This is a genomic window from Mycolicibacter algericus DSM 45454 (genome assembly GCF_002086455.1).
Classification (GTDB): domain Bacteria; phylum Actinomycetota; class Actinomycetes; order Mycobacteriales; family Mycobacteriaceae; genus Mycobacterium; species Mycobacterium algericum.
Window position 1 is genome coordinate 1 of sequence record NZ_MVHC01000054.1, and the last position, 11377, is coordinate 11377.

11 protein-coding genes and 2 pseudogenes are annotated in these 11377 nt (G+C 68.2%); 9 read left to right on the forward strand and 4 right to left on the reverse strand.

Annotation, left to right across the window (positions count from 1 at the left end):
* Positions 1-359, forward strand: a pseudogene (locus BST10_RS21615) (hypothetical protein); the annotation flags it as partial.
* 406 nt (positions 360-765) lie between these two features.
* On the opposite strand, the pseudogene BST10_RS21620 reads toward BST10_RS21615, so the two are convergent.
* Positions 766-2023, reverse strand: a pseudogene (locus BST10_RS21620) (HNH endonuclease signature motif containing protein).
* Positions 2024-2119: 96 nt separating this feature from the next.
* On the reverse strand, positions 2120-2779 hold the full coding sequence (locus BST10_RS21625; protein WP_083040642.1) for a TetR/AcrR family transcriptional regulator: 660 nt from the start codon (positions 2777-2779) through the stop codon (positions 2120-2122).
* Positions 2780-2856: 77 nt separating this feature from the next.
* Between BST10_RS21625 and BST10_RS21630 the strand changes: the two genes are divergently transcribed.
* The 3 genes from BST10_RS21630 to BST10_RS21640 are packed head-to-tail and all read left to right on the forward strand — an operon-like array spanning position 2857 to position 6172.
* Positions 2857-3591, forward strand: a complete 735-nt coding sequence (locus BST10_RS21630; protein ID WP_083040643.1) for a DUF1989 domain-containing protein — start codon at positions 2857-2859, stop codon at positions 3589-3591.
* On the forward strand, positions 3585-4190 hold the full coding sequence (locus tag BST10_RS21635) for an urea amidolyase associated protein UAAP2 (RefSeq protein ID WP_083040645.1): 606 nt from the start codon (positions 3585-3587) through the stop codon (positions 4188-4190). The genes BST10_RS21630 and BST10_RS21635 overlap by 7 nt, the downstream gene beginning before the upstream one ends.
* Positions 4187-6172 (forward strand): 5-oxoprolinase/urea amidolyase family protein, encoded by a 1986-nt coding sequence (locus tag BST10_RS21640; RefSeq protein WP_083040646.1) that lies wholly within the window; start codon positions 4187-4189, stop codon positions 6170-6172. Before BST10_RS21635 ends, BST10_RS21640 begins: the two co-directional genes overlap by 4 nt.
* On the opposite strand, the gene BST10_RS21645 is transcribed toward BST10_RS21640, so the two are convergent.
* A complete protein-coding gene (locus BST10_RS21645; RefSeq protein WP_083040648.1) occupies positions 6169-6720 on the reverse strand; it encodes a DUF4334 domain-containing protein in 552 nt (183 codons plus the stop codon). The genes BST10_RS21640 and BST10_RS21645 overlap by 4 nt on opposite strands.
* A gap of 37 nt (positions 6721-6757) precedes the next feature.
* Positions 6758-7651, reverse strand: coding sequence for a formyltetrahydrofolate deformylase (purU, locus tag BST10_RS21650; protein ID WP_083040650.1), 894 nt, complete (start codon positions 7649-7651; stop codon positions 6758-6760).
* Positions 7652-7793: 142 nt separating this feature from the next.
* Between purU and sepIVA the strand changes: the two genes are divergently transcribed.
* Genes sepIVA through BST10_RS21675 form a run of 5 tightly spaced genes read left to right on the forward strand, consistent with a single transcriptional unit; the run spans position 7794 to position 11303 of the window.
* Positions 7794-8531, forward strand: a complete 738-nt coding sequence (sepIVA, locus tag BST10_RS21655; RefSeq protein ID WP_083040651.1) for a cell division protein SepIVA — start codon at positions 7794-7796, stop codon at positions 8529-8531.
* Between the two features lie 39 nt (positions 8532-8570).
* A complete protein-coding gene (locus BST10_RS21660; RefSeq protein ID WP_083040652.1) occupies positions 8571-9176 on the forward strand; it encodes a YceD family protein in 606 nt (201 codons plus the stop codon).
* Positions 9173-9874 (forward strand): ribonuclease III, encoded by a 702-nt coding sequence (rnc, locus tag BST10_RS21665; protein WP_083040656.1) that lies wholly within the window; start codon positions 9173-9175, stop codon positions 9872-9874. The genes BST10_RS21660 and rnc overlap by 4 nt, the downstream gene beginning before the upstream one ends.
* The gene (gene mutM, locus BST10_RS21670) at positions 9875-10711 is read left to right on the forward strand and encodes a bifunctional DNA-formamidopyrimidine glycosylase/DNA-(apurinic or apyrimidinic site) lyase (RefSeq protein WP_083040658.1); all 837 of its coding nucleotides are present in this window, start codon (positions 9875-9877) and stop codon (positions 10709-10711) included.
* 37 nt (positions 10712-10748) lie between these two features.
* Positions 10749-11303: a type I restriction-modification system subunit M N-terminal domain-containing protein gene (locus BST10_RS21675; protein WP_205277407.1), complete on the forward strand. Its 555-nt coding sequence runs from the start codon at positions 10749-10751 to the stop codon at positions 11301-11303.
* The last annotated feature ends 74 nt before the right edge of the window (positions 11304-11377 follow it).

Sequence of the window (11377 nt, forward strand, 5' to 3'; positions counted from 1 at the left end):
CGGTCGAATCCCGTTGTGCTAGACTACAACTCGTAGTCAAATCATCTCTGACTTACACAGAATTCGTGACAGGCTCCGTGACGTTGGACTCGGCGGACCTTGACTCGCTCGACCGTGCGCCGCAAGCGTTCTCGCAGGTCCTCGGATCACTCGAACGCAACGCTAATCATGTCTGCGGCGGGGCGCTGCGCTACGCCCATTACTTGCGAGGCGGCATGCCCGGCGAGATTGCCTGGACCCGCACAGCCGATAACGCCGGCAACGATCCGCAGGCCGCTCATGACAACCTTTCCGCCGAGCTGCGAACTCTGTTCGCGCAATCCGGGGCTGGTTCATTGCGTGCACATCACCCGATGTAGACAGTCAGCGGCGCCGTGCTGCTGCGGATGCGAGTACCGAACTTGCGGTGCATGCCTGGGATATGCGTAAGCGCCCTCGATGCCACATCAACGATCGACAACGATCTTGCTTCCTACATTCTCGATCGTGCGACCCCGATCCTGCGGGCACAGCGCGAACCCGGATACTTCGCGCACGTCGAACCAGCGAATCCGGACGCCCCCGCCTCGGCACGGCTGCTGGCTCTCACAGGAAGGTTCACGCCTTGACAATCCCACGGTCCACCCAGCTGCCCCTCGGCCCGATCCACAACATCGGACAATTCCCGTTTGGTTTTCCGGCCGGGATCTTCACGATGCGCTAGGAGCGGGTGGCGCGAACGATTTTCTTGGCCCCCAATGTCTTTGGGTTCTCCCGACTGCCACCCTAGTTGACGGTCGGTGGTGGTTGTGGTTGGAAGGGCTGGTACCACCACCATTGGGCGCGTTCGCCGGTGGGTCCGGGGCAGGGCGCGACTGTGGGTGGAGGGCCGGTGGGTGGTCGTGCCAGCGATGCTGAGCTCAGGGGCCGGCCGGTGTGGTCGGTGACGGTGAGTTGGTCGGCGGGCCCGGTGATGATGATGAGGCCGCGGTGGTGCAGTCGGTGGTGATACGGGCACACCAGTACCAGGTTGGACAGCTCGGTGGGGCCGCCGTCTTCCCAGTGCTGGATGTGGTGGGCGTGCAGGCCGCGGGTGGCGCCGCACCCGGGGACCACGCAGGTTCGGTCGCGGTGCTCGAGGGCGCGGCGAAGCCGGCGGCTGATCTGGCGGGTGGTTCGGCCGGCGCCGATCACCTCGCCGTTGCGCTGAAACCAGGCCTCATAGGTGGCGTCGCACAACAGGTAGCGGCGTTCGGCCTCTGACAGCAGCGGGCCCAGGTGCAGCGCTGCGGCCCGGTCTTTGACGTCGAGGTGCATGACCACGGTGGTGTGGTGTCCGTGGGGGCGGCGGGCGGCTTCGGTGTCCCAGCCGGTATCGATCAGGCGCATGAACGCATCTGCGGTGGTCGGCAACGGGGGCCGCTGATCCGATGCGGGGCCGTTGTCGTGGTCGTGTTTCCACTCGGCGATCAGGGCATCGAGATGGGACTGCAGGGCGGCGTCGAATTTCGCCGCGTCGACGGTGTCGAGTTTGATCCGCCAGCAGCTGCCGTGTTCGTCGCTGGTCTTGGTGATCGACCGTGCCGGTTCGGGGCGGGGTTCGGGTTCGGGGCGCGGTTCGAGTCTGACCGCGGTGCGCAGCTGGGTGACCGTGGCGACGCTGGCCAGTTCGGCGTAGTGCGCATCGGAGCCATCGGCGGCCCGGTCGGCGATGACCCCGACCTGATCCAGGGACAGTTGACCGTCGCGCATGCCTTGGGTGCAGCGGGGGAATTCGGCGCGCCGGTGGGCGATGGTGGCGACTGTTTTGGCGTTTCCCGGGGACACTACCGGTCTTCGAGGCCACCAAGGCCGCGATGGACCGTACGCCGGTGGCTCCCCACAGCCGGTCGCGCTCGATCTCGGCGACGATGTCCACGATGCGCCCATCGATGGCATTGCGCTGACCGGTCAACTCCGACAACTCGCCGAACAGCACCTCAAGCCGCTGGTCAGGGCGCAACGCGGCGGTGCCGGGCGGCGCAGGCGGTGCGGTCGAGGACATGACGTCATCATGGCAGTGGGGTACGACAAGTCCGGGCTACCCGACTCGCGGAGGGGTGCGGTGATCATCTGCATCAAGACGGAGCGACGCGTGTGACTATCCGGGCGGCAACCCCGGCCGCTCCGTCGTCGCCTCTCGCATCCGGGCGAAACCGCTCGTACAGCCCAACATGCGCAGTGCGACTTCGGCAACGGTCCACGGATAATCCGGCGGGCACCCCCCGTCGTCGCTGCGGCGGTTGATGACCGACTCCACCAACCGGAACGGCAGATCGTCTGCCTCGGGCGGCCCGTCGTGCTCGGCGATCACCGCACATGAGAGCTCACGGTAGTGGTCCCGTAACGCCTCCCGGCGGCGCCGGAACGTGGCGAAGCGCTCCACGCGCAGTTCGGGGAGCAGATACAGGCTGCCCAGATTCCACGCCCCACTGCACAGCTGGGCGGTGTCGGCGACCACGAGGGTGTGCAGCCGCGGAGCCGCCGGGCCGTCCTCGGCGCGCAGCTCGGCCGCCAGTTGTAGCGAGGCGTCCACGGTTCCGGCCAGCAGCGCGTCAAGAATGTCCTCCTTGGCGGCGAAGTGGTGATACAGCGAGGCCTGCCGCATCCCGACAGCCTCGGCGATGCGCCGCGTCGACGTGCCGGAGTAGCCGATGGTGGTGAACAACTCCGCTGCCGCATCGAGGATTTCGTCGCGCGCGCTGTCGCCCGGGCGACGAGAGGCCGTCAAGCGGGGGCGGCCTCGTCGATCGGTGTTCATGCACTACACCTATCACGCGGCAAACCCGTGCGGCGCCCTTTTCTGTCAATTGATAGGAAATGTGTTAGGGTCCGGTCATGAGCACCGACTCGACCAGTGGAGCCCGCTCACACGCCCGCGCCCAGGCGCAGCACGCCGAGCTCCGGATACCCGCGACGCCGCACGACGTCGACCCGTCGACGCTGGTCTGGGCCGAGTCGATCCCACCGCACGGCTACGCCACCAAGGTGCTGGCCCGCGGCAGCCGGATCCGGCTGATCGACGTCGACGGCGGGGCGTGCGCGCACCTGCTGGCCCATCGCGCCGACGCGCCATGGGAACGGCTCAATGTCGCCGACACCATGAAGGTGCCCTGGCAGGCCTACCTGGGCGCCGGCCACCCGCTGCTGTCGGATCAGGGCCGCTTGCTGGCCACCGTCATCGCCGACTCTTCCGGTCACCACGACCTGCTGTGCGGGCCCGACGCCGCCGGCCGGCGGCTGCTACTGCTGGCCGCGCTCAAGCACGGCATGGATATCCGCGATGTCGCGCCATCGGTGGCGCTGTTCCGCGGTGTCCGGGTCGATCCTGCCAGCGGCGCACTGGAATTCACCGGCTCTGTCGGTGCCGGGGCGTTCATCGACCTGTTGATCCACCTGCCGGTGGTGCTGTCGCTGGCCAATACCGCGCACCCCCTGGATCCCGAGCCGACCGTGACCGCACTCGACGTGCTCGCCTGGAAAGCCGAGGACCAGTTGGCCGGACCACTCAATGCCGATCCGGAATACCTGCGCGCCTGGGAGAACACCGACGCGGTGGTGCGGGCATGGTGACCGTCAGCGACGAGGTGGTGCCGGCCCGCGAGCCCTGGTCGAAGGTGGTGCGCGCCGGGGAGCGACTGCAGATCATCGACCTGCGCGGCAACCAGGCGGTGGACTGCCTGCTCTACGACGCAACCGATCACACCCGGCGCTACAGCGCCCAGGCCACCGTGGCCGCCCAGCGCAACATCTTCGTGGGCGCCGGTTCGGTGCTGCGCGCCGCCGACGGCTCCGCGCTGATGACCGTCGTCGCCGACGACGTCGGCAACCACGACACCATCGCCGGGGCCTGCTCGCAGGAGTCCAACACCCTGCGCTACGGCCATCACACCGCCCACCAGCATGCCTGCGTGGAGAACTTCCTCGCCGAGGGCGCCAGATACGGCCTGGGCAAGCGCGACCTGGTCTCCAACATCAACTGGTTCATGAACGTCCCGGTCGAACCCGACGGCACGTTGGGCATCGTCGACGGGATCTCGGCGCCGGGCAAGAGCCTGACGCTGCGGGCCGAGATCGACACGCTGGTGCTGGTGTCGAACTGCCCGCAGATCAACAACCCCTGCAACGGCTTCGACCCGACCCCGGTCCGCATGGTGATCACCCGCGAATGATCGGCATCGAGGTGGTGCGTCCGGGCATGTTCACCACCGTGCAGGACTGGCCCGGTCGCATCGGCTACTGGCATGTCGGGGTGCCGCCGTCGGGGCCGATGGACGACCTGTCATTCCGCATCGGCAACCGGGTGCTGGGGAATCCGGAGGGGGCGGCCGGTCTGGAGTGCACCCGAACCGGGCCCGCCCTGCGGTTCGCCGACCCGGCGTGGATCTGCGTCACCGGGGCACCAGCGCCGGTGAGGGTGGACGGCGTCCCGGCGCCACAATGGCAGTCGGTGCGGGTGCCCGCCGGAGGCCTACTCGAGATCGGCGCCGCGCCCGGCCCGGGGTTGCGCTGCTATCTGCTCATCGAAGGTGGACTGTCCGAACCGGGGTTCCTGGGCAGCGTGGCGACTTTCACCCACGGCGGGTTCGGAGGCCACCGCGGCCGGGTGTTGCGCGGGGGAGACCGGCTCACCGCCTCCGGCCGGGGCGGCGCCGCACCGGCGTTGGGCCGCGCTCCCGGCGAGACCCAGCCCAGCATCGGCTCGCACTGGGGGCTGGCGGTGACCGAGGGCCCGCACGCCGCGCCGGAGTTCTTGACCCGCACCGACATGACCATTTTGGCCACCACCGATTACACCGTGCACTTCAACTCCGACCGCACCGGAGTGCGGCTGATCGGCCCGAAGCCCAGGTGGGCCCGGCCCGACGGGGGAGACGCCGGCTTGCACCCGTCGAACATCCACGACACCGCGTACTGCGTTGGCGCGCTGGACTTCACCGGCGACACCCCGATCCTGCTGGGGCCGGACGGGCCCAGCCTCGGCGGTTTCGTCTGTCCGGTGACGGTGGCGCGCGGCGACCGCTGGAAGCTCGGTCAACTCAGCCCCGGTGACACCGTGCGCTTGGTGCCGGTGCGCGCCGATCACACCCCGCCGCCGACCGCGTTGGGGGCGCGACGGCGGGCGGCATCACCGGTGGTGTTGTCCCGCTCCGGGGACGGTGACGACGGGGTGTTGCGGCGCTACACCGGTCGCGACGGGACGGCCGTCACCATGCGGCGCTCCGGCGACGGTGGAGTGTTGCTCGAATACGGGTCCATGACACTGGATCTGGCGTTACGGGCGCGGGTACAGGTGGCTTACGACACCCTGCGCCGGCAGGGGTTGCCCGGGCTGGTGGAACTGACACCGGGGGTGCGGTCCCTGCAGGTCCAGTTCGACACCGAGCAGATCTCCTGCGCCGAGGTGATCGAACAGCTGACCGCCGTCGACGAGGCGCAGCCGCCCTGCGACGAGCTCGTGGTGCCGAGTCGCTCGGTGCGCCTGCCGTTGAGCTGGGACGACCCGGCCACCCACGAGGCGATCCGCCGCTACACCTACGGTGTGCGCCCCGACGCGCCGTGGTGCCCGTCGAACATCGAATTCATCAGGCGCATCAACGGACTCGATGACACCGCGGCGGTCTACGACGTCGTGTTCGGCGCGCAGTACCTGGTGCTGGGCCTGGGTGACATCTATCTCGGCGCGCCGGTGGCGACCCCGCTGGACCCCAGGCACCGGTTGGTGACGACGAAGTACAACCCGGCGCGCACCTGGACGCCGGAGAACGCCGTCGGCATCGGCGGTGCCTACCTGTGCATCTACGGCATCGAGGGGCCCGGCGGCTACCAGTTCGTCGGCCGCACCACCCAGGTGTGGAACCACCGCCACGCGACCGCGGGCCTTTTCGATCCCGAAACGCCGTGGCTATTGCGCTACTTCGACCGGATCAGCTTCTATCCGGTCGGCGCCGCCGAGTTGTTGGAGTTGCGTGCCGATATGGCGGCCGGGCGCGGCCGGGTCGCCATCACCGACGGCGAGTTCTCGCTGGCAGACCACCAGCAGTTTCTTGCCGACAACGCCGAGGCCATCGCCGAATTCCGCCGGCGACAGACGGTCGCCTTCGCCGCCGAACGCAGCGCCTGGCATGCTGCCGGTGAAATCGCCTGCGGTTAAACCAGTTTCAGTGAATCATCGCGGCACAGCACGAAAAAGTACGGCCGGGGCGAACCGCGCAGATCCATGGCGCCGATCACCGCGTCGTCGGAGAGCCGACGGAAGACGTCGTTGATCGGGGCCTGGTCGTAGAGCATCGTCGCGCTGTCGACTCCCCGATAACGCGTGGTGCGCAACCGGGCCTTGGCCGAACGGACCCGCAACAGCGGCTGCAACCGGGTGATCGGGGCGGCGAACGAGCGCTTCTTCAGCCCGGGCAGCTTCGTCGCAGGCCCCAGGACACTGAATGCCAGCACCGGGTTGAACGCCCAGAGCGCGGAACCGTCCCGGGTGGGGAACAACAGCGGATGGACGGTCTCGGCGTCGACGAACTGCTTGCCCCACCAGCCGCTGGCGGCCAACAGCCCGTCCAGTGGGTGCCCGGTCGGCAACTCGGCGCCCCGCCAGGTGCCGAGCATGAAGCCGGGGTCCACTGCCTCGGAGGCATCGAAGACCTCGGTGGCCTCGGCGGCGGTCGTCGGCACACGCGAGAACAAGTCCTGCACCATGCGAATCACCGTACTTGACAGATGTCAACGGGGGGCCTCAGAGCACCACCGTTTCGTTGGCCACCCGGATCACCCGGTCCTGGCAGTGCCACTGCACCGCCCGCGACAACACCGCGCGCTCCACGTCGGCGCCGAGTCGCACCAGGTCGGTCACGGTGTGGGTGTGGTCGACGCGCACCACGTCCTGTTCGATGATCGGCCCCTCGTCGAGCACCTCGGTGACGTAGTGCGCGGTGGCGCCGATCAACTTCACGCCGCGCTCCCGCGCCCGCTGATACGGCGCCGCACCGATGAACGCCGGCAGGAAGGAATGGTGGATGTTGATCAGCGGGCATCCCAGCGCCTCGATGAACTCCCCGGTGATGATCTGCATGTAGCGCGCCAGCACCACCAGGTCGACGTTGCCGCACAACAGTTGCAGCTGACGCTGTTCGGCCTCGGCGCGGATGTCGCGGGTGGCGGGGATGTGGAAGAACGGCACCCCGAACGGGCGGACTTGCTCGGCCAACTCCGGGTGATTGGAGATCACCATCACCACGGTCATCTCCAGTTCGCCGCGACGGTTGCGCCACAGCAGATCCAGCAGGCAGTGGTCCGCCTTGGACGCCATGATCGCCACCCGCTTGGGCTTGGCGGCCTCGGCGAAGCGGTAGTCCATCGCGAACCGCTGCGCCACCGTGGCGCCGAACCGCTGCTGGAGGTCGTCGATGGCGGCGGGCAGGCCCGGCAGGTGAAAGATCGCCCGCTGCACGAACGTGCCGCCCTCGGGAGCGGTCGAGTGCTGATCCAGCGAGATGATGTTGGCGCCGGCGTCGGCCAGGAAGGCGCTGACCGAGGCGATGATGCCGTGGCTGTCGGGGCAGCGCAGCAGCAACCGCCCGATGTCCGCGGGCGGCTGGCCGTCGGTTCGCGGTGGATAGGCCTGAGTCATGACCGCCCTTCGCCGATCTGGATTTCAACGGGTCAGGCTACCGCTGAAGTGGAAGAGAATCCGACACACCGGGCGGATAACGCAGTCACACGCGTAACAGAGGGCACACTAGTAACAACAACTATGCCTGGAGGGTGCTGCCGTGTACCGAGTGTTCGAAGCCCTTGACGAACTGGGCTCCATTGTCGAAGAAGCGCGTGGCGTGCCGATGACGGCCGGCTGCGTGGTGCCCCGCGGCGACGTCCTGGAACTGATCGACGACATCCGCGACGCGATACCCGGGGAGCTCGACGACGCCCAGGATGTGCTCGACGCCCGCGACTCGGTGCTCAACGAGGCCAAGGAGCACGCGGACTCGATGGTCAGCTCCGCCACAACCGAATCCGACTCGCTGGTCAGCCATGCCCGTGCCGAGGCCGACCGGCTGCTGGCCGACGCCAAGGGGCAGGCCGACCGGATGGTGGCCGAAGCACGCGCCCACAGCGACCGGATGCTCGGCGAAGCCCGCGACGAGGCCGCCCGGTTGACCGCGACTGCCAAGCGCGAATTCGAGACCGCCACCAGCCGTGCCCAGGCCGAATGCGACCGGCTGGTCGAGAACGGCAACGCCGCCTATGAGAAGGCGGTGCAGGAGGGCATCAAGGAACAGCAGCGGCTGGTCTCGCAGAACGAGGTGGTGACCTCCGCGCGGGCCGAGGCCACCCGGCTGATCGACTCGGCACACGCCGAAGCCGACCGGATGCGCGGCGAATGCGACATCTACGTCGATGCCAAGCTGGCCGAGTTCGAGGACTTCCTCAACGGCACCCTGCGCTCGATCAACCGCGGTCGTCACCAGCTTCGCACCGCCGCGGGCACCCACGACTACGCAACTCGCTGACCGGCCGAGCCCGGGCCGACCGCTGCGTAGAATCGCGGCATGACCAGGCACCCGGACGCACGCACAAAGACGACTCCGTCGTCACCGTTCGTGGTCAACGTCGCCCGGCTGGGCCGCCGACCCGGCGCGATGATGTCGCTGGCCGAGCAGCGGTCCACCCCGGTCCGCATCGGGCTGGACCTGGTGGCGATACCGCCTGACACCGCGGTCGACCTGGATCTGCGGGTGGAGTCAGTCTCCGAGGGGGTGCTGGTCAGCGGCGTGGTCTCCGGGCCCACCACCGGTGAGTGTGCGCGGTGCCTGCAGCCGCTGACCGGCGACGTCGAGGTCGAGTTGACCGAGTTGTTCGCCTACCCGGACAGCGCCACCGACGCGACCACCGACGATGACGAGATCGGCCGAGTGGTCGACGACGCCGTGGATCTCGAGCAGGCGATCGTCGACGCCGTCGGGCTGACGCTGCCGCTGTCTCCGCTGTGCGAGCCCGACTGCCCGGGGCTGTGCCCGGACTGCGGGGTGGTACTGGCCGACGCCGAACCGGGCCACCACCACGAAAAGATCGATCCGCGCTGGGCCAAACTCGCCGAGATGGTGAGCCAGCAGCGATCTCCGGGGGCACCGTCGAGCGATGACGGTGAGCGGTGAGCCGTCCCCGGCAAGCAGTACTCGAGGCGCTCGGCGTGGACCTGCCCGACGACCTGCTCACGCTGGCCGTCACCCACCGCAGCTACGCCTATGAGAACGGCGGGCTGCCCACCAATGAGCGCCTGGAGTTCCTCGGCGACGCCGTGCTCGGGCTGACCATCACCGACGAACTGTTCCACCGCCACCCCGACCGGCCCGAGGGCGACCTGGCCAAACTGCGCTCCAGCGTGGTCAACACCGCGGCGCTGGCCGATGTGGCGCGCGGGCTGACCGAAGATGGCCTGGGCGCCCACCTGTTGCTCGGCCGCGGGGAGATCAACACCGGCGGGGCCGACAAGTCCAGCATCCTGGCCGACGGCATGGAGTCACTGCTGGGCGCGGTGTACCTGCAGCACGGCATCGACACCGCGCGCGAGGTGATCCTGCGGTTGTTCGGGCCGTTGCTCGACACCGCGGCGACCCTGGGTGCCGGCCTGGACTGGAAGACCAGCCTGCAGGAACTGACCGCTGCGCGTGGCATCGGGGTGCCCTGCTACCAAGTCAGCTCGACCGGGCCGGATCACGACCGCGAGTTCACGGCGATCGTCGTCGTGTCCGACACCGAATACGGATCAGGTGTGGGCCGGTCCAAGAAGGAAGCCGAGCAGAAAGCGGCGGCGGCGGCCTGGACGGCGCTGGACGCGCTGGACGCCGGGTAAATGCCGGAGCTTCCCGAGGTCGAGGTGGTGCGCCGCGGCCTGGACGCCCACCTGGTAGGCCGCACCATCGCCGGAGTCCGGGTCCACCACCCGCGTGCGGTGCGCCGGCACGAGGCCGGTCCGGCCGACCTGACGGGCCGACTGCTCGACGCCCGGATCGTCGGCACCGACCGGCGCGGCAAGTATCTGTGGCTGCTATTGAGCACGGATGAGGCGCTGGTGGTGCACCTGGGGATGAGCGGGCAGATGCTGCTGGGAGACTTGCCCGACACCAGACACCTGCGGATCGCCGCGGTGCTCGACGACGGCACCAAGGTCAGCTTCGTCGATCAGCGGACCTTCGGCGGCTGGCAGCTCACCGACCTGGTCGCGGTGGATGACAGCGTGGTGCCGTTGCCGGTGGCGCATCTGGCCCGTGACCCGCTGGATCCGCGCTTCGACGCCGAGTCGGTGGTCAACGTGTTGCGGCGCAAGCATTCCGAAATCAAACGCCAACTCCTCGACCAGACCGTGGTGTCCGGCATCGGCAACATCTACGCCGACGAGGCGCTGTGGCGCGCCGGGATTCGCGGCACCCGGATGGCCGATGCGCTGTCCCGGCCGCGGTTGCGGGCGCTGTTGGAGTCCGCGCGGGCGGTGATGAGCGACGCGTTGGCCGCCGGTGGCACCTCGTTCGATTCGCTCTACGTCAACGTCAACGGCGAGTCCGGCTACTTCAGCCGGTCGCTGGACGCCTACGGCCGCGAAGATGAGCCCTGCCGGCGCTGCGGGACGCTCATACGGCGGCAGAAATTCACCAACCGCTCGTCGTACTACTGTCCAAAATGCCAGCGCTGACTCGCGCCCCCGACCCGTGACCTGAAGGACTCCCGCCTTGCCCAATAACTCCATCAACCACGCTCGGATCGTGTCTCTGATTTGGGGCATCGCCGACGACGTCCTCCGAGACCTGTATGTGCGCGGCAAGTACCGGGACGTGATCTTGCCCTTCACCGTGCTGCGGCGCCTCGACAGCGTGCTGGAGCCCACCCGTGATGCGGTCAGGCAGATGAAAGAAACCCTGGACAAGGCGAATATCGCCAATCAGGAAGGTCCGCTGCGCCAGGCGGCCGGGCAGGATTTTTACAACCACTCCGGCTTCACGCTCAAGGACCTCCGCAACATCGCCAACGCGATGCGGCTGCGGCAGAACTTCGAGGCCTACCTCGACGGGTTCTCGCCGAACGTCCAGGAGATCATCGACAACTTCGAGCTCCGAACCCAACTACCGCGGCTGACCAAAGCTGATGCGCTCGGCGCGCTGATCGAGAAGTTCCTTCAACCCGACCTCGATCTCTCGCCGGCCGGTCTGGACAACCACGGAATGGGCACCGTCTTCGAGGAGCTGGTGCGCCGGTTCAATGAAAGCAATAACGAAGAGGCGGGCTGAATCCCCCCGGCGTTTCCGGACGCTCACGGGTTTGAGAACTCAGTGACTTTCTGGGTTCGGTGCTGACTGTAGTA

Coding starts and splice junctions, on each gene's coding strand:
- BST10_RS21625 (WP_083040642.1), bottom strand. CDS start 2,779: ATGAACACCGATCGACGAGGCCGCCCCCGCTTGACGGCCTCTCGTCGC.
- BST10_RS21630 (WP_083040643.1), top strand. CDS start 2,857: ATGAGCACCGACTCGACCAGTGGAGCCCGCTCACACGCCCGCGCCCAG.
- BST10_RS21635 (WP_083040645.1), top strand. CDS start 3,585: ATGGTGACCGTCAGCGACGAGGTGGTGCCGGCCCGCGAGCCCTGGTCG.
- BST10_RS21640 (WP_083040646.1), top strand. CDS start 4,187: ATGATCGGCATCGAGGTGGTGCGTCCGGGCATGTTCACCACCGTGCAG.
- BST10_RS21645 (WP_083040648.1), bottom strand. CDS start 6,720: ATGGTGCAGGACTTGTTCTCGCGTGTGCCGACGACCGCCGCCGAGGCC.
- purU (WP_083040650.1), bottom strand. CDS start 7,651: ATGACTCAGGCCTATCCACCGCGAACCGACGGCCAGCCGCCCGCGGAC.
- BST10_RS21660 (WP_083040652.1), top strand. CDS start 8,571: ATGACCAGGCACCCGGACGCACGCACAAAGACGACTCCGTCGTCACCG.
- mutM (WP_083040658.1), top strand. CDS start 9,875: ATGCCGGAGCTTCCCGAGGTCGAGGTGGTGCGCCGCGGCCTGGACGCC.